General features: G+C 60.7%; 22 protein-coding genes. 21 read left to right on the top strand and 1 reads right to left on the bottom strand.

Annotation, left to right across the window (positions count from 1 at the left end):
* The first annotated feature begins 11 nt into the window (after positions 1–11).
* The 5 genes from CKALI_RS10455 to CKALI_RS10435 all read left to right on the top strand — a co-directional run bounded on the left by CKALI_RS10455 (position 12) and on the right by CKALI_RS10435 (position 3,535).
* Positions 12–941 (top strand): Ppx/GppA phosphatase family protein, encoded by a 930-nt coding sequence (locus CKALI_RS10455; protein ID WP_156193293.1) that lies wholly within the window; start codon positions 12–14, stop codon positions 939–941.
* Between the two features lie 5 nt (positions 942–946).
* Complete coding sequence (locus tag CKALI_RS10450) at positions 947–1,858, top strand: hypothetical protein (protein WP_156193292.1); 912 nt, start codon at positions 947–949, stop codon at positions 1,856–1,858.
* Between the two features lie 36 nt (positions 1,859–1,894).
* Entirely contained in the window at positions 1,895–2,737 is an 843-nt protein-coding gene (gene proC, locus CKALI_RS10445; RefSeq protein ID WP_156193291.1) for a pyrroline-5-carboxylate reductase, read from the top strand.
* Between the two features lie 218 nt (positions 2,738–2,955).
* Entirely contained in the window at positions 2,956–3,147 is a 192-nt protein-coding gene (locus CKALI_RS10440) for a helix-turn-helix domain-containing protein (protein ID WP_156193290.1), read from the top strand.
* Positions 3,148–3,433: 286 nt separating this feature from the next.
* A complete protein-coding gene (locus CKALI_RS10435; RefSeq protein WP_003855542.1) occupies positions 3,434–3,535 on the top strand; it encodes a 30S ribosomal protein bS22 in 102 nt (33 codons plus the stop codon).
* A gap of 309 nt (positions 3,536–3,844) precedes the next feature.
* Here CKALI_RS10435 and CKALI_RS10430 read toward each other — a convergent pair whose 3' ends face one another.
* On the bottom strand, positions 3,845–4,876 hold the full coding sequence (locus CKALI_RS10430; RefSeq protein ID WP_156193289.1) for an HAD family hydrolase: 1,032 nt from the start codon (positions 4,874–4,876) through the stop codon (positions 3,845–3,847).
* 66 nt (positions 4,877–4,942) lie between these two features.
* Here CKALI_RS10430 and CKALI_RS10425 point away from each other — a divergent pair, with 66 nt between their 5' ends.
* From CKALI_RS10425 to CKALI_RS10350, 16 genes are all read left to right on the top strand, one after another.
* Entirely contained in the window at positions 4,943–5,194 is a 252-nt protein-coding gene (locus CKALI_RS10425) for a glutaredoxin family protein (protein ID WP_156193288.1), read from the top strand.
* 65 nt (positions 5,195–5,259) lie between these two features.
* Positions 5,260–6,624, top strand: a complete 1,365-nt coding sequence (locus CKALI_RS10420; protein ID WP_156193774.1) for a glutamyl-tRNA reductase — start codon at positions 5,260–5,262, stop codon at positions 6,622–6,624.
* On the top strand, positions 6,621–7,514 hold the full coding sequence (gene hemC / locus CKALI_RS10415; protein ID WP_156193287.1) for a hydroxymethylbilane synthase: 894 nt from the start codon (positions 6,621–6,623) through the stop codon (positions 7,512–7,514). The genes CKALI_RS10420 and hemC overlap by 4 nt, the downstream gene beginning before the upstream one ends.
* Positions 7,515–7,648: 134 nt before the next feature.
* Positions 7,649–9,331 (top strand): bifunctional uroporphyrinogen-III C-methyltransferase/uroporphyrinogen-III synthase, encoded by a 1,683-nt coding sequence (locus CKALI_RS10410; RefSeq protein WP_156193286.1) that lies wholly within the window; start codon positions 7,649–7,651, stop codon positions 9,329–9,331.
* Between the two features lie 11 nt (positions 9,332–9,342).
* Positions 9,343–10,347, top strand: a complete 1,005-nt coding sequence (hemB, locus tag CKALI_RS10405) for a porphobilinogen synthase (RefSeq protein ID WP_156193285.1) — start codon at positions 9,343–9,345, stop codon at positions 10,345–10,347.
* A 15-nt stretch (positions 10,348–10,362) separates the two neighbouring features.
* On the top strand, positions 10,363–10,884 hold the full coding sequence (locus CKALI_RS10400; protein ID WP_156193284.1) for a hypothetical protein: 522 nt from the start codon (positions 10,363–10,365) through the stop codon (positions 10,882–10,884).
* Between the two features lie 12 nt (positions 10,885–10,896).
* Positions 10,897–11,382, top strand: a complete 486-nt coding sequence (locus CKALI_RS10395; protein WP_156193283.1) for a hypothetical protein — start codon at positions 10,897–10,899, stop codon at positions 11,380–11,382.
* Complete coding sequence (locus CKALI_RS10390) at positions 11,375–14,002, top strand: heavy metal translocating P-type ATPase (protein ID WP_156193282.1); 2,628 nt, start codon at positions 11,375–11,377, stop codon at positions 14,000–14,002. Before CKALI_RS10395 ends, CKALI_RS10390 begins: the two co-directional genes overlap by 8 nt.
* A 369-nt stretch (positions 14,003–14,371) precedes the next feature.
* Positions 14,372–15,412 carry a uroporphyrinogen decarboxylase gene (gene hemE, locus CKALI_RS10385; RefSeq protein WP_231580459.1) on the top strand — a complete coding sequence of 347 codons (1,041 nt, stop codon included), beginning with the start codon at positions 14,372–14,374 and terminating at the stop codon, positions 15,410–15,412.
* A gap of 11 nt (positions 15,413–15,423) precedes the next feature.
* The gene (locus CKALI_RS10380; protein ID WP_156193280.1) at positions 15,424–16,821 is read left to right on the top strand and encodes a protoporphyrinogen oxidase; all 1,398 of its coding nucleotides are present in this window, start codon (positions 15,424–15,426) and stop codon (positions 16,819–16,821) included.
* A gap of 145 nt (positions 16,822–16,966) precedes the next feature.
* Positions 16,967–17,281 carry a DMT family transporter gene (locus tag CKALI_RS10375; protein WP_156193279.1) on the top strand — a complete coding sequence of 105 codons (315 nt, stop codon included), beginning with the start codon at positions 16,967–16,969 and terminating at the stop codon, positions 17,279–17,281.
* Between the two features lie 9 nt (positions 17,282–17,290).
* A complete protein-coding gene (gene hemL, locus CKALI_RS10370; protein WP_156193278.1) occupies positions 17,291–18,607 on the top strand; it encodes a glutamate-1-semialdehyde 2,1-aminomutase in 1,317 nt (438 codons plus the stop codon).
* A gap of 3 nt (positions 18,608–18,610) precedes the next feature.
* Positions 18,611–19,219: a histidine phosphatase family protein gene (locus CKALI_RS10365; RefSeq protein WP_156193277.1), complete on the top strand. Its 609-nt coding sequence runs from the start codon at positions 18,611–18,613 to the stop codon at positions 19,217–19,219.
* Positions 19,219–19,803, top strand: coding sequence for a TlpA disulfide reductase family protein (locus tag CKALI_RS10360; protein ID WP_156193276.1), 585 nt, complete (start codon positions 19,219–19,221; stop codon positions 19,801–19,803). Before CKALI_RS10365 ends, CKALI_RS10360 begins: the two co-directional genes overlap by 1 nt.
* Entirely contained in the window at positions 19,804–20,580 is a 777-nt protein-coding gene (locus tag CKALI_RS10355; protein ID WP_156193275.1) for a cytochrome c biogenesis CcdA family protein, read from the top strand.
* Between the two features lie 10 nt (positions 20,581–20,590).
* A complete protein-coding gene (locus CKALI_RS10350; RefSeq protein ID WP_197079688.1) occupies positions 20,591–22,156 on the top strand; it encodes a cytochrome c biogenesis protein ResB in 1,566 nt (521 codons plus the stop codon).
* Positions 22,157–22,162: the final 6 nt, after the last annotated feature.

Raw genomic sequence — 22,162 nt, 5'->3', positions numbered from 1 at the left:
AATCTGGAGGGGTGCGATTAGGTGTATTAGATGTGGGAAGTAACACGGTCCATTTGGTGGCAGTTGATGCCCGCTCTGGCGGACACCCGACCCCAATGTCGGACTGGAAGACGACGATGAAGCTGGTCGAGCATCTCGACGCTGAAGGAAACATCGACGAAAAGGGCGTTCGTAAGCTGATCCGAGCCGTCGGTGAGGCCGTTGAACTGGCGGATACTCTGGGTTGCTCCGAGATGATCCCATTCGCTACCTCCGCGGTTCGCTCAGCCACCAACGGCGAAGAACTGCTGGATCTGGTGGAGAAGGAAACCGGCGTTCGCCTGGAAGTACTTTCCGGTGCTGACGAAGCCCGCTTGACCTTCCTCGCGGTACGCCGCTGGTACGGCTGGTCCGCTGGCCGCATTATCAACCTCGACATCGGCGGCGGTTCACTGGAACTGTCCACAGGTACCGACGAAGAGCCAGACGTGGCATTTTCCCTGGACCTCGGTGCAGGCCGACTGACCCACAACTGGTTCGACACGGACCCACCTGAGCGCAAGAAGGTCAACATTTTGCGCGACTACATCGACGCCGAGTTGGCTGAGCCGGCCCGTATTCTCCGCGCATCCGGAAGCGCCGACCTGGCAGTGGCAACTTCGAAGACGTTCCGCACCCTCGCACGCCTCACCGGCGCGGCTCCGTCTTCCGCTGGCCCTCGCGTCACCCGCACTCTAACTGCGCCTGGTCTGCGTCAGCTGATCGCGTTTATTTCTCGCATGACCGCTGCCGACCGTGCGGAACTCGAAGGCATCAGCTCCGATCGTTCACATCAGATCGTTGCCGGTGCGTTGGTCGCAGAAGCGAGCATGCGTGCGTTAGGTTTGGAACAGCTCCAGATTTGCCCCTGGGCCCTGCGAGAAGGCGTGATTCTGCGCCGCATTGACAAAGGTTTGGAATAAGGATCATGTCTGAGAAACAGCTCACCGTTGCCGAATTGATGGCGCGCGCGGCCGCAGAAGGTCGCTCTGACGCCCCGAAGCGCCGTCGTCGCCGTAGCCTCGAAGACGGTGGCGTCTCTGTTGCGGAACTGACCGGAAACCTGCCAAAAGTTGAAGCCAAGCCGGAGGAGCCACGGCACACCAGCGAGCCAATCGACGCGCCGGAGGAAGCCCCAGTTCAGGCCCCAGCGCCCGTTAAGGCACCTGCCCCAGCTAAGGCTCCAGTTGCAGAGCCAGTCAAGCAGGAACCGGTCAAGGTAGAAGCGCCGAAGCCTGTAGCGCCAAAGCCTGAGGCTCCTGCCAAGCCTGAATCTCCCAAGTCTGTAGCTCCTGCAAAGCAGGTCCCACTCGTGAGCGTGGTCCACGACGAAGACCCAATCAAGCTCACTACTGACTCTTTCCCAGCTCAAGCAGCTGCGACGAAGACTGAAAAACCAGCTGCACCTGCTCCAAAGCCAAAAACGCAGGATGCCGAGGAAACCAACGTCATCCCAGTTGTTACCGAGACGCCGGAACCGAAGGCTCCGGAGCTCGAGTCCGCCGAGGACACGGGCGAGATGCCTTTGGTCGTCGATAAGCCTGCAGAGCTTGAGACGGTGGAGGAAGACGGCGAGGAGACGGGCCGCGTGTCCGTCGCGAGCGTCTTGCTCATGGTGGTGGCTGGCGTCGCTATTGGCGCGGCTATTTTCCTTGGTTTCAAGGAACTGTGGTCGAACCTGGGCAACGTGCTGGTCGGTGTGCTGGCGGTCGCAATGACCCTGGGTATCGTGGGTATTGTGCACGCGCTGCGCACCGAGCGCGATGGCATGTCCATGGTGTTGGCTGCCGTGACCGGCCTGGCCCTGACTTTCGGCCCGCTGCTGATCGTCGGTCTGTAATCGCCTTAGCGAACCATTGGCGTTACAGTGGTTCGCATGACAAAAATTGCGGTAATTGGCGGCGGAAAGATCGGCGAGGCCCTGATTTCGGGACTCGTCGCGGGCGGTCACAGCCCGAAGGACATCCACGTTGCTAATCGACGCCCAGAGCGCGGCAAAGAGCTGGTAGAAACCTACGCGATCACCGACTACACCGACGTCAATCAGTGCATCGAAGACGTCGATGTTGTGTTCATGTGCGTGAAGCCCAAGGACACTCTTTCGATTCTGGCATCCATGTCCGACACCCTGGACAACAACGCCGAGGACACCACGGTGATCTCCATGGCTGCTGGTGTGACCTTGAAGTCTCTGGAGGAAGTGGTATCGGCAGGCACCCCGATCGTGCGTGTGATGCCCAATACCCCGATGCTGGTGCGTCGAGGCACCTCTGTGATGAGCCCAGGGCGTTTCGTGGGTGAAGAGCAGCTCGAACAGATTAAGGGGCTGCTTGGGACAGTCGGCGACGTCTTTGTGGTGGATGAATCCCACATGGACGCAGTAGTGGCAATGTCCGGATCTTCCCCCGCCTACTTCTTCCTATTTGTAGAGGCCATGATCGACGCTGGCATCAACCTCGGTTTGCCACGGGCAGTAGCGAAAGAACTGGCGGTGAGCTCCCTCGTAGGCTCCGGACACCTCATGCAGGAATCGTGCGAAGAACCAGCCGTGCTGCGGGCAAACGTGAGTTCTCCAGGAGGTACCACGATCCGCGCGATTCGGGAGCTGGAGCAGTCCGGTCTGCGGGGCATGGTCTACCGTGCCACCGAGAAGTGCGCACAGCGATCTAACGAACTGGGAGCAGTCAAGGCCTCCGCTGTCGAAGACGAGGCTGAATAACTTTCTGGCTGTGGAACATGTGACAATTTTTATATCCTGCGCACTAGCTGGGCAAATGGGTTAAAACCATGCGTGTAATTCAGAATCGTTAGAAGATTTTTAACACTCATGTCGCAATAGTCACATGCTTCACGGTAAGCTGACACAAGCACGTGCGTGACCGTACTGCGGGAGGGGAAGCCTGCAGCGCGCGACGTGTGTGAAGGGTTAATAAAATTATGGCTAATGAAGACAATGGCACGTTCCTGACAGTCGCCGAGGTCGCGGAGATCATGCGCGTATCTAAGATGACCGTTTACCGCCTGGTTCACTCCGGTGAGCTTCCTGCCGTTCGCGTGGGTCGTTCCTTCCGTGTGCACCAGAGTGCTGTTAACGAATACCTCGACTCCTCCTTCTACAACGCTGGCTAAGAGTTCGAGGCGCTCCTTACGAAGATTTCCACCTGCTCGTGACGTAGGTGGGTGTTCGTAAGGAGCGTTTTCGTTTTGGTGTAGGTGATTTTTAAACTTGCAACCCTGCGCGGTAGGATGAAACGCATTCGTGTCAGCGAGCCGGTTCGGTGTGCTCATTTCTATTCTTTGGAATCGGGCATTTCGACGGGCGAAGTGCACTCGGTCGTCGGCAATTTTAGTGTTAGCCGAATTGCACGCTGGCAGGTTTTGTACGTACAACTTCTACAAAAGCGAGGTAAACCCTATGGGTTCCGTTATCAAGAAGCGCCGCAAGCGCATGTCCAAGAAGAAGCACCGCAAGATGCTGCGCCGTACCCGCGTTCAGCGTCGTAAACTCGGCAAGTAAGCCTTCTTTAGTTGCGCGCCCCAGGATCTCCGTAATGGAGGTGCTGGGGCGTTTGGCTTTTGGACCAGTGTGGAGATGGGTAAACCTGACTGGAGTAACGAGGTTTACCCATCATTTGAGGGTTCCCGCCGTCGGATCGGTGGGTAAACGTGTGCTGAGGTCCGAGGTTTACACACGGAGGCTGCTTGGGCCATTGGGATGATGGGTAAACCTGTCCGGGGCCACTAGGTTTACCCATCGTTTGGACGCGTGAGTCACCGGATCGGTGGGTAAACCTCTCCAAGCCCACCAGGTTTACCCACAGCTTAACTAGACTGCCTGCTTACCCTTCCACCAGCGGAATAGTCCGAAGGCAGCAGTTGCTAGCGCTGGCAGGCCAAAGGTGCGTACGGCTTTACGGACTGAACGGTAGTCGCGGATTTCCCAGCTCTGTAACCGAGCTACCCGCAACAGGTCTCTGTCTGGATTGATGGCGACAGCGGTGCCGACCATGGAGAGCATGGGAACGTCATTAATGGAGTCGGAGTAAGCCGTGCAGCGGGCCAAATCGAGCCCCTCCACTGAAGCCAAGGCGGCTACGGCGTGCTTCTTGCCCGGGCCGTGCAGGATGTCGCCCACGAGGCGTCCTGTGAACTTGCCGTCCACGACTTCGGCAACGGTTCCCAAGGCACCGGTAAATCCGAAGCGCTGGGCGAGGATCTGGGCCAGCTGCACTGGCGTTGCCGAGACGAGCCAGACTTGTTGGCCGGCGTTAATGTGCATCTGAGCCAGGGCCTGGGTGCCGGGCCAGATCTTCTCCAGCATGTTGGTATCGACGATGTCTTCGCAAAGCTCAACCAGCTCCGCAACGGTGCGACCCTTGATAAATTCCAGCGCCTGCTGGCGGCCTTCGGCGACATCGGTGGCATTTTCGGATCCCGTGACGCGGAATTTGATTTGTTTCCAGGCCACGGGGGCGATGTCGCGCAGGGTGAAGTACTTGCGGCGGTACAGTCCAATGGCGAACATGATGATGGAAGCGCCTTGGATCAGGGTGTTGTCTACGTCGAAGAAGGCGGCGGCTCCGGTGTCCTGAGGGATGTCCGGGTCGGGAACAGTCACGATCCTCCCGCCAGCAGCCTCAAAGGCACCACCGACAGAATCCACGCCGGCGGTGAAATCGGAGAGATCGATGTCGTAGACGGAGCGCACAGCGGAGGCGACGGCGGCCTCGCCGGCCACCTTCTGGCTGGCTTCGTTGACGGGGGGTAGTGCGCGGTCTTCGAGGAAGCGGCGCAGGTTGCCACGTGATGCGCTCCAGCTGGCGAGGAACTCCTCGGGTGTGAGCGCGAATCCATCCATCAGTGAACCTTTCGAACGTGGCGTAAGTACGATAGTCAATCGTAAGCACAATGGGAGATACATACAATGCTTGTAGAACTAATGGTCCGCGCTACCTGTGGCTCGTGCAGTCGAGTACGGGAGCAGATCGAGCCAATCGTCCGCCAAGCGGGCGCCACCTTCGATGTCATCGACGTCGATGAAACAGGTATGGCCGCAGAGTTTGGGGATAGGGTGCCCGTAGTTGTTGTCGACGGGGAAGAATTCGCATGTTGGGAGGTCGACAGCGACGAACTGGGGGAGAGACTTGGCCTGCCGCCGGCATTAGGGCTACTCTGAAAGATCGAATATTGAGCCGGTTGGGGTCAATCAAAGGTTTGATGAGAAAGCGGTGAGTGTCGAGCGTGAGCGTACTGGTTGTCGGTATGTCCCACCGGTCCGCACCTGTGAAGGTGTTGGAACAAGTAAGCATGGACGACGCTGTCCGCGATGAGACCGCGATGGCGCTCGTCGATCAGCCCTCACTTTCGGAGGCGATGATCGTCTCCACCTGCAACAGGGTGGAGGTGTACGCCGTTACGAATAGCTTCCACTCCGGGGTCAACGAAGTGGTGGAGGTGCTGCACAAGCGCTCCGGCGTCGATATCGACACCCTCCGCGATCATCTCTATGTGCGCTACGCCGACGCTGCTGCCGAACACATGCTCGCCGTCACCTCTGGTCTGGATTCGATGGTGGTGGGCGAGCAGCAGATCATCGGCCAGGTCCGCACTGCTTATCAGCGCGCCGGGGAGATCGGAACCGTGGGTCAGGCGCTCCACGCTCTCACCCAGGTTGCCCTGCATACCGGCAAGCGTGTCCACTCCGAGACTGATATTGATGATGCCGGTGCCTCCATGGTCAGCCTCGCGACGTCCCGCGCCCTCCAACTCATGGGCCTGCCGGAAACCGAGAAGCCGCTGGAAGGCAAGCGTGCTCTGGTGCTCGGCGCTGGCGTGATGTCCTCGCTCGCTGCTTCTCACCTTGGTCGCTTGGGTATCTCCGAGCTGGTCTTTGCTAACCGCACTCGGTCCCGCGCGGAGGTGCTGGCGGAGCGCTCGCGCGACCTCGGCATCGAGTCCCACGCCGTGGACTTTGCCGAGCGGGCCAGCGCGATCGAGCACGTGGATTTGGTGGTTTCCGCCACCGGCGCCGACGTGTTCACCATCGAGCCACACCACATTCCGCGCACCGGTATGCCGCTGATGCTCGTTGACCTGTCCATGCCACGCGACATCGAAGATGAGGTTGCCGCGATCCCGGGCGTCCAGCTGGTCAACATCGAGCGCCTCCATGAGGAGCGCGATACCAACCCCAATTCGGTGCAGAAAGAGGCGCGCGCCATTGTCGACGCCGAGCTGCAGGATTACATCTCGGAGCAGCGCGTGCGCAACGTAGTCCCCGCCGTCGCTGCTTTGCGACGCCATGCCAACGACATCGTGACGGTCGAGCTCGAACGCCTGTTGACCCGCACCCCGACGATGGGGGATGAGGAACGCGTGGAGGTTGAGCGTGCGGTGCGAAGGGTCGTCGATAAGCTCTTGCACCAACCTACGGTCCGGGTGAAGGCACTCGCGGTGACTTCTGGCAGCGTCTCCTACGAGACTGCGCTGCAGGAGCTGTTTGGCCTGGAGCCGACCAGGTCTGCGCACGTTGATGCCAAGGACCTGCCCAAGGACAACATTCCAAAGTCCGCTACCACTGTGAACGAAACGCAAGGGGAAAAGTGATGCTGAAGATCGGTACTCGAGGTTCGAAGCTGGCCACCACCCAGGCCGGGCACATGCGTGACGCGCTGATCGCCGCTGGTTATCCGGCTGAACTGACCATCATCACCACCCCCGGTGATGTCAACATGTCTCCGGTCGAGCGGATCGGTGTGGGCGTGTTTACCCAGGCGCTGCGCGATGCCATGGAAGCTGGCGAATGTGACATTGCGGTGCACTCCTTTAAGGACCTGCCGACCGCGCCTGATGAGCGTTTCCACCTGGTGGTGCCGAAGCGCGCGGTAGCTTTCGACTGCCTAATCTCCCGCGACGGCCTCACGCTGCAGGAGCTGCCCGAAGGCGCAAAGGTCGGTACCTCGGCGCCTCGCCGCGTATCGCAGTTGCGACTGCAGCGCCCGGACCTGGACATTCAGCCGCTGCGCGGAAACATCGATACCCGCATGGGCAAAGTGACTTCCGGCGAACTTGACGCGGTGATTCTCGCAGCTGCGGGCCTTGATCGCATTGGTGTGCTCGAGCGCGCCTCGCAGGTGTTTGATGCCGACGTGCTGCTTCCCGCCCCTGCCCAGGGTGCCTTGGCCGTGGAATGTCGCGCCGTCGATGCTGACATCGTCGCCGCCATCAACACGCTGGCGGATCCACAGGCTGCCGCTGAGGCTGCCGCGGAACGCCAGGTGCTGCGCACCCTCGAGGCTGGTTGCACTGCACCGGTTGCTGCACACGCGACCGTGACCGATGGCCAGCTAGAGCTCATCGCAGGAGTGTTTGCCGTTGACGGTTCCGCTCATCTGCGCGAAACCCTGACTGGTCCCATGGACCAGGGGCGCGCCCTTGGTGAGCAGCTTGCCCAACGCTTGCTGGAGCAGGGCGCCGCAGCCCTCATGAGCAAATAAGGGTTTTCCTAAAACTCGCCCCATGCTTTAGGGTTGACCTAGCATACGGCGACCTGGTGCTTACGCACCGGGTCCGCTTTTAACAGGTTCTTGTCCGGTTGATTTACGACGCCAAAAGTTTAGAAAAGACATTCATGAGCAAGGCCCCACAGGCTGAAAAGCACAAAGAACTCGGCACCGTCATTTTTGTCGGTGCCGGTCCTGGCAACCCCGACCTGCTGACTGTCCGCGCCCGAGAGGTGCTCGGCGGCGCAAGTCTTGCCGTTGTCGATGCCGCTGTTTTGAACGGGGTGCGCGCAATCGTCGGCGCCGACCTCCCGGTTCCGGAAGCCAAGCAGAAAGCCTTCGACGAAGAGTACGAGCGCATCTGCGCTGAGGCGAAGGCGAATGGTGCGCGTCGCCGTCCGCCGAAGCCGCCGGGGCCGTCAGCAGCTGACATCGTTGAGGTTTGTGAAGGCAGTGCGACGGACGTCGCAACGCAGCTCGCCGATCTCGTCGCAGACGGCACCAACGTTGTGCGACTGGTCACCGGCAACCCGCTGTCCAGCAACGCCGTGCTCGCCGAGGTTAACGCCGTGGCTGCCGCAGGCCTTGAATTCAACGTGGTTCCAGGAATGTCCCTGCCAGCAACCGTCCCGACGTTTGCCGGTATCGCGCTGGGCTCCACCTACACGGAAACCGATGTTTCCCAGGACGAAGTCGATTGGGATTCCTTGGCTGTTGCGCCGCAGCCACTCGTGCTGCAGGCCGAGGCTGGAGACCTGCCGACCATTTCCGCCGAGCTCATGGAACGGGGCTTGCTCGCGGACCTGCCTGCGACCGTGACCGTCAATGGTACGACCCGCCTGCAGCGCACCTATGACACGACTCTGGGCACGCTCGGCAAGATTGATGGCGAGCTGCCAGGCCGCATTGTGGTGACCCTGGGTAAGGGCGTGGACAACCGCTCTAAGTACTCCTGGTGGGAAAACCGCAGCCTGTACGGCTGGCGCGTCCTCGTGCCACGCTCCAAGGAACAGGCCGGACCAATGTCCACCCGCCTGGCTTCTCATGGCGCGATTCCGCAAGAGGTTCCGACCATTTCGGTGGAGCCGCCACGCAACCCCGCGCAGATGGAACGCGCGATCAAGGGAATCGTGGAGGGCCGCTACCAGTGGATTGCCCTGACTAGCGTCAACGCCGTCAATGCGCTCTGGGAGAAAGTCACTGAATTCGGGCTTGATTCCCGTTCCTTCGCGGGTGTCCACATCGCCTGCGTTGGCCACAAGACCGCCGAGGCCGTCAGTGCTCTGGGCATTACCCCGGAGCTGCTGCCGAAGCCGACCGCGCAGAACGCGCAAGGCTTGGTCGATGTCTTCCCTGAGTACGACGAAGAGCTTGATCCGGTGGGGCGCGTGTTGTTGCCGCGCGCGGACATTGCCACGGACGTGCTTGTCGACGGCCTGATCGAACTCGGCTGGGAAGTCGATGACATCGTCGCCTATCGCACGGTTCGTGCTGCTCCGCCGTCGGCGGAGATCCGCGACATGATCAAATCCGGTGGCTTCGATGCCGTCTGTTTCACTTCGTCCTCCACGGTGGCGAATTTGGTGGGTATTGCGGGTAAGCCGCATCAACGCACCATCATTGCGTGCATTGGGCCGATGGCCGCCGCCACTGCAAAGGAACTTGGCCTTAGAGTGGATGTAGTTCCGGAGGTCGCTGGCGTCAACGAACTCGTCGACGCACTGGCCGAGCACGTTGCTGGTCTGCGCGCCGCAGGGCAGCTGCCACCGCCCCGGAAGAAGCGACGCGCGCGTCGAAAAGCTGCAGAATAGGAGAGCACATCATGTCACAGAACATCTCACGCCGTCCCCGTCGGCTTCGGACCACCCCGGCGATGCGAGCGTTCGTGGCGGAGACCTCCCTGCGTCCGGCGGATCTGATTCTGCCGATGTTCATCGCCGATGGCATCACCGAGCCGAACCCGATCGTCTCGATGCCTGGCGTCGTCCAGCACACCATGGACTCCCTGCTGGAAGCAGTAGCGGAGGCTCAGGAAGTGGGCATCAAGTGCATCGACCTGTTCGGTGTACCATTGGATGCCAATAAGGATGCTGAGGGCAGCCAGGCATGGTCAGCTGATGGCGTTCTGAACCGCGCGATTAAGGCGGTTCGCGAGCGCTTCGGCGATGACATCCTGGTTATGGCCGACACTTGCCTCGACGAATTTACTTCCCATGGTCACTGTGGCGTGCTAGCCACCGATGCCCATGGCAATACTGTGGTCGATAATGACCAGACCGTCGAGCGCTACCAGAAGATGGCTGTGTCCCAGGCCAAGGCCGGCGCGCACATCGTATCTCCGTCCGGCATGATGGACGGCCAGATCGACGCGATCCGCGAGGCTCTGGACGAAGCCGGCTACCAGGACGTGGCCATCATGGCCTACTCCGCCAAGTATGCGTCCGCGTTCTATGGCCCATTCCGCGACGCCGTCGGCTCCTCCCTCGAGGGCGATCGCCGCACCTACCAGCAGGATCCCGCGAACGTGCGCGAATCCCTGCTTGAGGTGGAACTCGACATCGCCGAAGGCGCGGACTTCGTGATGGTCAAGCCAGGCCTGCCATACCTGGACGTGCTGCGCGCCGTGGCCGAGCTGTCCCCGGTTCCAGTTGCTGCCTACCAGGTCTCCGGCGAGTACGCGATGATCAAAGCAGCTGCCGCCAACGGCTGGCTCGATGGCGACGCATGCATGATGGAGGCCCTGATCTCCCTCAAGCGCGCCGGTGCGAACCAGATCCTGACCTACTTCGCTGTTGAGGCTGCGCGGATTCTCCGCGCCCAGTACTAACCGTTGGGAGCTTTGATGACGGACGTGCGCGAGCGCCCAGAGACCGTGAGCCTGACTCTCACGTTGTGGCTGTGGGTGGTGGCCGGTGAGATGCTGCACCAGGTCTTCAACATCATCGGCGGCCTGCTCAATACAGGAGAGCTGCGGTCGGTGGCGCGGGAAACCATGAGCGAAGAGCAGCTAAAAATGCTCTCCGAGCAGCAGCTGACCATCATTGCGGGCGCCTCCGTGGTGTTCGCCGGATTCATCGCAATGGCCGTGATGGGCATCGTGGCCTGGACTGCCCGTTCCTTTTGGAAGGGACAAAAAGGCGCCGAGAATTCCCGCCGCTTCCTGACTTTCTTCGCCGCCTTCTTTGCCATGCGCGGCCTGTTCGTCTTCGAGCTCGCCACCACCGGCTCCGTGCCGCTCGCCCTCGCGCTTGTCGACGGCATCACGCAGCTACTCGTCGCCGTACTCGCAGTGCTCGCCGCCCTGTTCGGTGGTAAGAAAGAATCCGTTGAGTGGGCACGCACGACGCCTTCCGAATCACCCTAAAGGACGCCAGCCATGCCAAATATGTTTCCCACGATGTACCGCGGAGAAGGGCAGCGCCAACCCATCGGCGACCCGACCGTTGAACCCCAGGCGCTGAAAGTGGGCTATTGGTGGCTGGTGATTTCCGCCGCGATCACCATCTTCTTCGGTTTAGTAGTGGCGACCACCGGCTACACCGGAGATCCGAATGTTACTCCCGATTTGATCGCTGCAGTTGAGCTGAATCAGCAGGTTGTCGGTATTTACAACATTGTGGCCGGCTTTCTCATCGCCGTCCTCATGACGCAAGTGCGACGCGCCGTGAAATACGCCCGTCGCTGGGTTGTCGGCATCGTCATGTTGACGGTGATCGTTGACCTTATTGCGTTCACCGTGAAGGCTGCCGGTGCCGGTATCGCCATTATCCCGCTGCTGCTCGCTACCGGAGCTCTCATCATTTACCGTCCGGCGGTGAACACCTACGTCGCCTATCGAAACGACGAACTCTACTATGACTAGCCCGCAGGACACCCCAGCGCACCTGCGCTCCTCAGAAAAACAGATGGACGTGGCCATCGCCGAGGCTAAGAAAGCCGCGGTAGAAGCCGGCGTCCCCGCTTCCGTGGGATCCGACGAATCCGCCCACGTACGCCTAGCGCGTCGCCAGGCTTCGGCCCACACCTCTTTCGCGCTAGAACTCGAAGGACTCGAGTCCGCTCTTCACGTGGCCGACATCGAGGAACGGCTTGATCAGCACCGTGGTATTCGGGCCACCATCGTCTACGAATCCGCAACCGCGTGGATCACCGCCCCCGACGACGTTGCACCAGATGAAATCATCGCCATCTTCGCCGACTTCGGTGTCAAAGCCTCCCTCACCAACGCCTCCCTGCGTCGCCGCGCGGAGCGCCTCACCCAGGTCTCCCGCCGACATGTGCCAATGCGGAGCCGAAAGGCGAGCCTTGCCGTGCGCGCCGGGAGGTTGCAGCGGAAGCGGCGTCGAGTAGCAGAGCAGCAGAGCGATCTGGCCGCGCGCCGGGCGGGCAGGCTTCGCGACGTCCACGTCGTCCGCCACCACGACCAAGAACCTACCGAGGTCCTGTTCACCGCCAAGGAGCTGCTGACGCGCAGTCGCCTGATTCTCAGTGCGCTGCTCAGCCTCCCGATTTTCATTCTGTCCTATGTCCCTGAGCTGCAGTTCGATTACTGGCAGTGGCTCTGCCTGGCGGCCGCGACCCCTGTGGTGTCCTATGGCGCGTGGCCCTTCCACCGGGCAACTGCCGCAGGTCTGCGCCGAGGCATGTCCGCCCTGGATGCTGCGAGTTCTGCTGCCGTCATCTCTGCTTACCTATGGTCAGTATTCCTGCTGGTGTTCACCACCGCGGGCAACCCGGATTGGCGCTTCCAGCCACAGTGGATGGCGCAGAACTTCAACCGCGTGGCCCAAGGTGAGTTCTTCCTCGACGTGGCCTGCGGCGTGACAGTGTTCATGCTGCTCGGTAGCTTGTTGACCCGCCGCTCCCGACCAGACCTGATGGACGAGTACAACGCGAACTTGCGCGGCGAGCTTAAACAGGTCACAGTCGTGCGCAAGGACGCGGCGACCTCGAAGTCCGTGCACGTGGAGATTCCGTTGCAGGAAATCCGCGTGGGCGATGACATCATTGTCCCCGGTGGCGCCACCATTCCGGTGGATGGGCGCGTCATCGGTGGCGCTGCCGAAGTCCAACCGGGGATGTTCTCTGATTACACCGGCATCACCGAAAAGGTGAAGGTCAACTCTACAGTTCACGCTGGCGGGTTCCTGCTCAGCGGGCCGTTGAAGATACGCGTGCACAAGACCGGTTCCCAGACCCGTATCGCTGCGATTCACCGATGGGTCAAGGAAGCCTCCTACCAGCAGAACCGCTCCGCGCAGCTAGCAACTAAGACCGCGTCGTTGCTGGTGCCATGGGCGCTTGGCATAGCAGCCCTCGACTTCTTCATGTGGTGGCTGATCGGCGGCAATATTAATGCGGCCGTAGCCTCCGCCTTGGCTATTTTGGCTGGCGTGGCACCGGTAGCACTCGCGTTATCTACCAACCTGGCCATCAAGCTGGGCATCGAGCAATCCGCCCGACATGGCATTCTCGTGCGCAACGCCGAGACTATTCGTGAGCTCGATGAAATCACTGCCGTCATCTTTAACCGGGTGGGCACCCTGACTGAGCGAGAGATGTTCGTGGAGACCATTTCCGTGGCCGACGGGGAGAATCCCGAGCTCGTGCTGCGCGTGGCTGGCGCCCTTGCCATGGAGAGCGAGCATCCTGCTTCTAAGGCGCTCGTTCGCGCTGCCCGTGAAGCCCGTGATGCTGGTACCGGCGGCGAAGACATTCCACACTGGATCGAAGTCAGCCACCCGCAGGTCTTGGACAACGGCGGGCTGACCGGTGGCATCGAAATCCCGATGAAGAACTCTGATGGAGTGGTAGAGCTGCGCCAGGTGGAAGCGACTTTGGTGCGCCCGCTCGACCTATCGGGGCTGTCCGCGCGACTGTCCAACAAGGCGGTTTCTGGCGGCATCCCAATTGTGGTCAGCTGGAAGGGCCAAGCCCGTGGCGTGATCACGTTGCGCCAGGACAACAAGCCGGATGCGTTCGATGCCGTCGCTTCCCTGGAAGACATGGGCATCGAGACCGTCATGATCACCCGCGACATGTACCCAGTTGCTCGCCGATTCGCAGACAACCTCGGTATGAGTCGCGTCTTGGCCGGTATTGCGCTGAAGAAGAAAGTCCTCGCAGTGCGCAGCTTGCACACTCAAGGCGACCAAGTGGCCATGGTTGGTGACCTGGGCGTGCGCGAGTGTCTGAACGTGGCCGATGTGGGCATCCTGATGCAGGATCAGGTCAGCTTGGACGTTCCGGAGGCAGACGTGGTGTTGCTGCGTTCTGACGTCGGTGTGGTTCCCGAAGCGATGGGGCTGGCTCGCCGGATCTCTGCCCTAGTAGACCGGAATATCCTGCTCGCCTGGGGTTATAACGCTGTGGTTATGCTTCTCGCTGTTGCAGGCCTACTGCACCCGATGGCGGCCACTTTGTTGACAATTGCCGTGACCTTGGTTATTGAGGCGCGGTCGAATAACGTGCGTCGGTTCTAGGGGTTTGCTGTTGTGCATATGTAAAACACAATATTGCGAGCTCTAAGTGAACTACCTGGACTGTTTGGAGCCTAGTAGCACTAGTGATACTCGCTGTATTGTGTTTTATGTATAGGGAATTGTGGCTGGTCTAGCTCTATTGTTGCCTCTTGTTATTGAGGCATTGTCGAGCGGCGAGGGTTTCGCTATTTGCACCGGGATTTCCAGCTATGTGGAACCAGCTATTCGGCGCTTCACTTATGCTATTTCCGTCTCGGTGCCCAAAGTAGCAGAACCTCTACCCCCAATAGCTGGTTTCACATAGCTGATTTCCGAAAGGCACCCCACCGGGTTCCAGGTTTCCTGTCCAGGTAGGGCACAATGGAGATCATGACTGCCAAGAACGCCCCGCTTCTCGACGCCATTGCCGGCAAGACCCCTTCCCGTACCCCTGTCTGGTTCATGCGCCAAGCAGGACGATCTTTGCCGGAGTATCGCCAGGTTCGCGAGGGGATCCCGATGCTGGATTCCTGCTTCATGCCTGAGCTGCTTGCAGAGATCACGCTGCAGCCGGTTCGTCGCCATGACGTAGACGCTGCCATTTTGTTCTCTGACATCGTGGTTCCGCTGAAAGCAGCGGGCCTGGATATTGACATCGTCCCAGGCAAGGGGCCAGTTCTGGCTGATCCGATCCGCACGGCTGCCGACGTGGCAAACTTGCCAATCCTGGATCACGAGGTCACAGAGGTCCAAGAGGGCATCAAGATCATCAATGAAGAGCTGACCGACCAGCAGACGCTGATTGGTTTTGCGGGCGCGCCGTTTACCCTGGCCAGCTACTTGATTGAGGGCGGCCCCTCCAAGAACCACGAGAAGACCAAAGCCATGATGCACGGCGAGCCAGAGCTCTGGCACGCTTTGATGCAGCGTCTGACCCCGACGATCATCCACTGGCTCCGCGGCCAGATCAATGCTGGTATCGAGGCGATGCAGCTGTTCGATTCTTGGGCTGGCTACCTTACTGAGAAGGATTACCGCGAGTTCGTGCTGCCGTACTCCACGGAGATCCTCGAGTCCGTGAAGGACATCCCTCGCATCCACTTCGGCGTGGGTACGGGCGAGATTCTGGCCGCAATGGGATCTGCTGGCTCTGAGGTTATGGGCGTCGATTGGCGCGTGCCTCTCGACGTTGCTGCTGAGCGTATCCGCCGCGAAAACGGCGCGAAGGTGCTGCAGGGCAACCTCGATCCCGCGATCCTTTTCGCTGGGACTAAGGCGCTGACGAAGGAAATTCAGCGTATCAAGGACGAAGCTAACCGCGCGATTGCGGTCGGCGACGCGACCGGCCACATCTTCAATCTGGGCCACGGCGTCATGCCGAACACCGCCCCGGACGCTATCACTGAAGCAGTATCCATCATTCACTCTTAGGAGAATTCCCCATGAAGTACGCAATCATCGGCGCCGGTCTGGCCGGCCTCACCGCGGCCTACGAGCTGCGCCAGCTGCAGCCGGACGCCGAGATTGATGTATTCGAAGCCGACGAGCGCATCGGTGGCAAGCTCTACACCGTGCCATTCGAGTCGGGCCGTACCGACATGGGTGCCGAGGGCTTCCTCGCCTTTCGCAAGGATGCGACCGATTTCTTCGAGACCCTTGGACTCAAAGACACCATCGTCGCACCCTCCGGCCTGAAATCCCTCTTCTATTGCGGCGGTAACCTGCACGCCATTCCGATGGGCGGGGCGATGGGAATTCCAGCATCATCTAAGGGGTTGGAAGGTCTCATCTCGGAAGAGACTGCGTCGCGAATTGAGGCGGAAAAAGACCAGCCGGGCATCGATTGGCAGCCAGGCAAGGACATGTCGGTGGGTAAGCTCGTGCGCGAGCGCTACGGCGACGATGTGGTCGATCACGTCGTGTCTTCGTTGCTGGGTGGCGTGTACTCCTCTTCTGCGGATGACCTTGGTATTCGGGCGACCATTCCGCAGCTTGCTGCCGTGTTCGACAAGATGGTGGCGGAAGGGGAGAAGGTGACGCTGGCTGGGGCCGTCGAAAAGCTTGACGCGGCGCGGGCGAAGATGCGTGAGGCTGCGGGGGACGCGAAGCCGAAGCCGGTGTTCGGGGCGTTCAAGGATGGCTACGCGCAGCTGTACGAGGAGCTCGCTGAGCAGTCCGGCGCGCAGATTCACCTGGACAGCTTCATTTCTGGCATCAAGCGCGGTCCGGGCGGTTTCCGCTTGGAGAAGGCCGAGGGCGTGTTTGATCGCGTTCTGGTGACTACCCCAGCGCCGACCGCGGCTGCTCAGTTGCGCACTGTTTCGCCAGAGGCATCCGCTGCGCTGAAGAACGTGAAGCTCGCGTCCTCCGTGGTCGTGGGTCTGAAATTCGATTCCGCGGAGGGGCTGCCGGACAACTCCGGAATCCTGGTCGCAGCGGACGAACCAGGCGTGCGTGCCAAGGCCTTCACCCTGGCCTCCAAGAAGTGGCCGCACCTGGCTGAACGAGGCGGCGCGTTGGTGCGTGCCTCCTTCGGGCGCTTCGGCGACGATTCCCTCGTGCGCGCCAACGAGGACGACCTGGTGGACTACGCTTTGGATGACTTGCAGAAGATCACCGGTTTCGACGGTCGCGCTGCGGGACTTTCCGAGATCTTCGTGCAGCGCTGGTTCGGTGGTCTGCCGTGCTACAACGACACTCACCTGGAAACCGTGGCCGCGGTACGAGCTGCACTTGAGTCAGTCCCAGGCATTGACGTCGCCGGCGCCTGGGCCGATGGTGTTGGCATTCCGAATGTGATCGCTGGGGCCCGGGCAGCGGCGGCGCGGTTGGTTAAGTAGGCCGGACTCGTATTCGAGTCCGAATTCTCGAACCGAGGAAGTACGCATGATGCTCGGCCGTCGACAAGCCCCCGCGCGTTTGCCCGCGTCTACAACTTTTGGATAGGGTAGGGCTCGTTACGCTGCGCGAACTTTGAAGGACGTCATGCCCTGGCTCATTCTGATTCTCTCCGGCTGCTTCGAGGCAGTGTGGGCTGTGGCGTTGTCGCGTTCCGAGGGGTTTACGCGGTTGCTTCCGAGCATCGTGTTTGTGCTGGCCTGCACCATTTCGATGGGTGGGTTGGCATGGTCGATGAAGTATCTTCCGGTCGGCACTTCTTATGCGGTGTGGGTCGGAATGGGTGCCACGCTCACCGTCGTCTACGCCTTCGTTACCGGCGAGGAGACGGTGTCCGCGCTCAAGGTATTGTTTATTGCAATGATTCTCGGTGGCGTCATCGGGCTGAAATTTTCACATTAAGGAATAGATATGTCTGTGCCTACCTCTGCAAATACCGCCCAATCGGCCGCGTGGTTTGACCGCGCGCGCCTGCTCACCCCGGGTGGCGTGAACTCGCCGGTGCGTGCGTTCGGCTCAGTGGGGGGCCAGGCCCGCTTCATCAAGGAAGCAAAGGGCAGCACGCTTATCGACGTCGATGGCAACGAATACGTGGACCTCTTCTGTTCTTGGGGCCCGATGCTCATGGGCAACGCGCACCCTGAGATCGTGAAGGCCGTGCAAGATGCCGCTACGCGCGGCTTGTCTTATGGCGCCCCGACTACCGCAGAAGTCGAACTTGCGGACATGGTCGTTGAGCGCACCAGCGTGGAGGCAGTGCGTTTCGTCAACTCCGGTACCGAGGCCACGATGTCCGCGGTACGCCTGGCCCGCGGTTTTACGGGTCGCCCGAAGATCATCAAGTTCGATGGCTGCTACCACGGACACGTCGACGCGCTGCTCGCTTCCGCTGGCTCCGGCGTCGCCACCTTCGGCCTGCCGGATTCCCCAGGTGTCACCGGCGCTGCCGCTGGCGACACCATCGTGGTGGAGTACAACAACCTGGACGCCGTCCGCGAAGCTTTCGCGCAGCACCCGGGCGAAATCGCTGCCGTAATCACCGAGGCCGCCGCGGGCAACATGGGTACCGTCGCGCCGCTTCCTGGCTTCAACCAGGGTCTGAAGGACATTGCGCACGAAAACGGCGCACTGCTCATCATGGATGAGGTTATGACCGGTTTCCGCACCTCTTACTCCGGTTGGTATGGCGTCGAGGGTGTGGCGGGCGACCTCACCACCTTCGGCAAGGTCATCTCCGGTGGTCTGCCAGCCGCTGCTTTCGGTGGCCGCAAGGACATCATGGAATACCTCGCACCGAATGGACCGGTCTACCAGGCAGGCACACTCTCCGGAAACCCGGTGGCGATGGCTTCTGGCATGAAGTCCCTGGAGCTGGCGACCCCTGAGGTCTACGACACTGTGAACAAGAACGCCGACCTTTTGGCGCGCCTGTTCACCGAGGCTCTCACCAAGGAAGGCGTGGCGCACCACATCCAGCGCGCCTCCAACATGCTGTCCATCCGCTTCGCAGAAGGGGAAGGGCACAACTTCGCCGACATGAAGGCTGCGGACACTTTCCGATTCCCAGGCTTCTTCCACGCCCTGCTGGACAACGGCGTGTTTGGTTCTCCAAGTGCTTTCGAGACGTGGTTTGTCTCCTCCGCGCTGACGGCAAATGACTTTGAAAAGATTGAAGCCGCCCTTATTCCAGCAGCTCAGGCCGCTGCCGCAGCAAAGAAAGAAGCTTAGTATATGAGCACCACTATCGTGCACTTGCTGCGCCACGGCGAAGTTCACAACCCGGACAAGATCCTGTACGGTCGCCTGCCGGGCTATCACCTGAGCAACCGCGGCTACGCCATGGCGGATAAGGTCGCAGAGGTTCTGAAGGACCACGACATTACTTATCTGGCGGCCTCCCCGCTGCAGCGTGCCCAGGAAACCGCGCTGCCACTGGCGAAGGAACTCGGCCTGGATGTGGACATCGATCAAGGTCTGCTCGAAGCCGGAAACCGCTACGAAGGCTTGCGAGTTAAGTCCTGGAACTCGCAGTTGTGGAACCCAGTCCGCTGGCCGCTGATGTCGAACCCGTCCTTGCCGAGCTGGGGCGAGCACTACGATGTCATCGCTGCCCGCATGATGGACGCTGTCGAACGCGGTCGTGTGGCGGCAGAGGGCCACGAAGCCGTCCTGGTCACGCACCAGTTGCCGATTGTTATGGTGCAGCGCACCGTTCAAGGCAAGCCGCTGGCGCACAACCCTTCGATGCGCCAGTGCGAGCTTGCCTCCCTGACCTCTCTGGTGTTCCAGGACGATCAGATCACTGACATGTACTACTCCGAGCCGGCCCAAGGAATCTAATGCGTCGAGCCATTATCGCTGCCTGCGCAGCCCTCACCCTGGCTGCCTGCTCTGCTGAAGACACCGCAGGCCAGGACGCCGTCGCAACTGGCGGTACCTGGACCTTCGTGGCACCTGGTGGACAAACGGACATCACTTACCCGGCCTCGGAGCGAAAGCCAATCCGGGAGTTTTCCGGCGAATCGCTCCAAGGCGGCACCATCAACTTGTCGGACTACAAAGACCAGGTCGTGGTGATCAACGCTTGGGGTCAGTGGTGTGGTCCGTGTCGATCCGAGTCGGACGACATGCAGGAAGTCCACGAAAAGCTCCAAGAAACCGGCCACGGCACAGTTTTGGGCGTCAACGTGAAGGACTACCAAGCGGAGATTGCTCGCGACTTCGTGAAAGACAACGGCCTGACCTACCCGTCGCTCTACGATCCACCATTCAAGACGGCCGCGGCGATGGGCGGCCTCCCAGCCTCCGTCATTCCGACCACCATTGTCCTCGATCGTCAGCATCGCCCAGCAGCGGTTTTCCTGCGAGAAGTGACTGCCAAGGACATCCTTGAGGTGGCCATGCCACTGACCAACGAGGCGTAAATGGGGCATCAGATCGCCGAGATGGCCGCTAGTGGCCCTCTTCTACTAGGCATGCTCGCGGCTGCGCTCGCGGGACTGGTGAGCTTTGCTAGCCCGTGCGTCGTCCCGCTCGTGCCTGGCTATATGTCCTATCTCGCAGGTGTGGTGGGCTCTGAGGTGGAGATGAAGAACGGCGAGGTCGTTGCCACCAAACGCTGGCGGGTCGCCGGTGCCGCGTTGCTTTTCATCGCAGGCTTCACGGTGATCTTCATGTTGGCCACCGCTACGGTATTCGGCGCGATCTCTACTCTCACGCTCAACCAAGAGCTGCTACAGAAAATCGGTGGCGTGGTCACGATCATCATGGGGCTGGTTTTCATGGGATTGGTTCCGGCGCTTGATCGGGACACCCGCCTGCAGCCTCGTCGGCTCAGCACCTGGATCGGCGCGCCACTGCTCGGCGGCGTGTTCGCCCTCGGCTGGACCCCGTGTCTAGGCCCCACCCTCGCCGCGATCATCTCCGTGTCTGCGGGCACCGAGGGCATGACGGCGCTGCGTGGTGTCATCCTCATCGTCGCGTATTGTATCGGCCTCGGGCTGCCGTTCCTGGTGGTTGCCCTCGGGTCTGCGAAGGCGATGCGCGGCGTCGGTTTCCTACGTCGCCACTCCCGCACGATTCAGATCATCGGTGGCGTAGCCCTGATCCTCGTGGGCCTAGCCCTGGTGACGGGACAGTGGGCCCTGTTTATTAATGTGGTCCGTCAATGGACCGTGAACTACGGAACCACCCTTATTTAGGAGAAGAGACATGTTGAAACTTGCTTGGCGCTGGCTGACCAGCATGCGCACTGCCCTCATGCTGCTCTTCCTGCTCGCCTTGGGTGCGATCCCGGGCGCGCTCCTGCCGCAGCGCTCGCTCAACGAGTCCAAAGTGGACGAGTACATCAAGAACAATGGCGAACTCGCGCAGTGGTACGACAAGCTCCAGCTTTTCGACGTCTTCTCCTCCCACTGGTTCACCGCCATCTACGTTCTCCTTTTCGTCTCCCTTATCGGCTGTATTCTGCCGCGCTCCTGGGAGCACTACAAAGCGTGGAAGGCCGACCCGGTGAAGGCACCAAAGAACTTGGAACGCCTGCCACATCACGGTTCTGGGAGCGTCGATAAGCCGCTTGAGCAGGTAGAAGAGGAGGTGCGGGAGGCCCTGAAGGGTTGGCGCGTTGCCTCTTACACAGCCGAGGAGGACCGCGACGGCAAGCGTTCCTTCGCTGCAGAGCGCGGCTACTCCCGCGAGCTGTTCAACTTGATCTTCCACATCGGCCTTGTCGGCATCTTGGCAACCGTTGGTGCGGGAAAAATGGTGTACTACGAAGGCCAAGTCATCGTGGTCGCGGGCGCGGAGAACTCCGAGTTCTGCAATACGGCCGTGGCCAACTTCGACAGCTTCCGCGCGGGCTCGCTTGTCGACGGCACCAAACTCACGCCTTTCTGCGTCAACGTCAAGGACTTCTCCGCCGAATATCTTCCGAACGGGCAGGCCAAGATGTTCACCTCGAACGTGGACTACGCCACTGGCGAGACGATGTTCCTGCCTCATGAGGCGTGGGATAAGTACCAACTGAAGGTCAATCATCCGCTGCGCATCGAGGGCGACCGCATTTACCTTCAGGGGCATGGCTTTGCGCCGAAGTTCACTGTGAAGTGGCCGAACGGCGAGACCCGCACCCAGATGGTGCAGTTCCGTCCCGATGATCCGACGTTTTTTCTTTCTTCTGGCGTGATGCGTTTTGATCCGCCGGCTGGCATGTACCCGGATTTGCAAGAACGTCGCACCAAGGGCCTGGCGATCCAGGGACTGTTTGCCCCGACCGCACAGTGGACCGGTGAAACTGGTGCTCTGTTGCAGTCGGCCTACCCGGCGATGAAGGATCCGGCAGTCGCCATCGACATCTACCGCGGTGACGCAGGCCTTGACTCCGGTCGCGGCCAGTCGATCTTCTCGCTCGACCCGTCCCTGATGCACACAGGCGCCCTGCAAAAACTGGAGCGCGTGAACCTCACGGTGGGCGAGTCGATCACGCTTGACGACGGCACAGTCGTGACCTTCGATGGCGCTAACGAATTCGCTAACCTGCAGATTTCCCACGACCCGACTCAGTTCTGGGTCCTGGTGACGACCCTGATTTCACTTGGTGGTTTGGTGGGCTCGCTGTTTGTAAAGCGTCGCCGCGTGTGGGTGCGCCTGTCTGAGGTTCCAGGCGGCACTTTGATTGAGACCGCCGGCCTCGCCCGCACCGACCGTGCCGGCTGGGGCGAGGAATACGATGCGATCCACCGCACGCTGCTGGGGCTGCCGGAGCCGGAGGAGGATTAAGGCTCC

Origin of the sequence: Corynebacterium kalinowskii, from assembly GCF_009734385.1 — a bacterium.
GTDB lineage: Bacteria > Actinomycetota > Actinomycetes > Mycobacteriales > Mycobacteriaceae > Corynebacterium > Corynebacterium kalinowskii.
The sequence above is the reverse complement of the archived record's forward strand: the minus strand, read 5'-3'. Positions and strand labels throughout refer to the sequence as shown.

Excerpts from the sequence above, each read along its gene's own strand:
- hemL (WP_156193278.1), top strand. The coding sequence starts at position 17,291 with ATGTCTGTGCCTACCTCTGCAAATACCGCCCAATCGGCCGCGTGGTTT.
- CKALI_RS10390 (WP_156193282.1), top strand. The coding sequence starts at position 11,375 with ATGACTAGCCCGCAGGACACCCCAGCGCACCTGCGCTCCTCAGAAAAA.
- CKALI_RS10360 (WP_156193276.1), top strand. The coding sequence starts at position 19,219 with ATGCGTCGAGCCATTATCGCTGCCTGCGCAGCCCTCACCCTGGCTGCC.
- proC (WP_156193291.1), top strand. The coding sequence starts at position 1,895 with ATGACAAAAATTGCGGTAATTGGCGGCGGAAAGATCGGCGAGGCCCTG.
- CKALI_RS10440 (WP_156193290.1), top strand. The coding sequence starts at position 2,956 with ATGGCTAATGAAGACAATGGCACGTTCCTGACAGTCGCCGAGGTCGCG.
- CKALI_RS10375 (WP_156193279.1), top strand. The coding sequence starts at position 16,967 with ATGCCCTGGCTCATTCTGATTCTCTCCGGCTGCTTCGAGGCAGTGTGG.
- CKALI_RS10450 (WP_156193292.1), top strand. The coding sequence starts at position 947 with ATGTCTGAGAAACAGCTCACCGTTGCCGAATTGATGGCGCGCGCGGCC.
- hemB (WP_156193285.1), top strand. The coding sequence starts at position 9,343 with ATGTCACAGAACATCTCACGCCGTCCCCGTCGGCTTCGGACCACCCCG.
- CKALI_RS10380 (WP_156193280.1), top strand. The coding sequence starts at position 15,424 with ATGAAGTACGCAATCATCGGCGCCGGTCTGGCCGGCCTCACCGCGGCC.
- hemE (WP_231580459.1), top strand. The coding sequence starts at position 14,372 with ATGACTGCCAAGAACGCCCCGCTTCTCGACGCCATTGCCGGCAAGACC.
- CKALI_RS10365 (WP_156193277.1), top strand. The coding sequence starts at position 18,611 with ATGAGCACCACTATCGTGCACTTGCTGCGCCACGGCGAAGTTCACAAC.
- CKALI_RS10400 (WP_156193284.1), top strand. The coding sequence starts at position 10,363 with ATGACGGACGTGCGCGAGCGCCCAGAGACCGTGAGCCTGACTCTCACG.
- CKALI_RS10410 (WP_156193286.1), top strand. The coding sequence starts at position 7,649 with ATGAGCAAGGCCCCACAGGCTGAAAAGCACAAAGAACTCGGCACCGTC.
- CKALI_RS10395 (WP_156193283.1), top strand. The coding sequence starts at position 10,897 with ATGCCAAATATGTTTCCCACGATGTACCGCGGAGAAGGGCAGCGCCAA.
- CKALI_RS10355 (WP_156193275.1), top strand. The coding sequence starts at position 19,804 with ATGGGGCATCAGATCGCCGAGATGGCCGCTAGTGGCCCTCTTCTACTA.
- CKALI_RS10425 (WP_156193288.1), top strand. The coding sequence starts at position 4,943 with ATGCTTGTAGAACTAATGGTCCGCGCTACCTGTGGCTCGTGCAGTCGA.
- CKALI_RS10350 (WP_197079688.1), top strand. The coding sequence starts at position 20,591 with ATGTTGAAACTTGCTTGGCGCTGGCTGACCAGCATGCGCACTGCCCTC.
- CKALI_RS10435 (WP_003855542.1), top strand. The coding sequence starts at position 3,434 with ATGGGTTCCGTTATCAAGAAGCGCCGCAAGCGCATGTCCAAGAAGAAG.
- CKALI_RS10430 (WP_156193289.1), bottom strand. The coding sequence starts at position 4,876 with ATGGATGGATTCGCGCTCACACCCGAGGAGTTCCTCGCCAGCTGGAGC.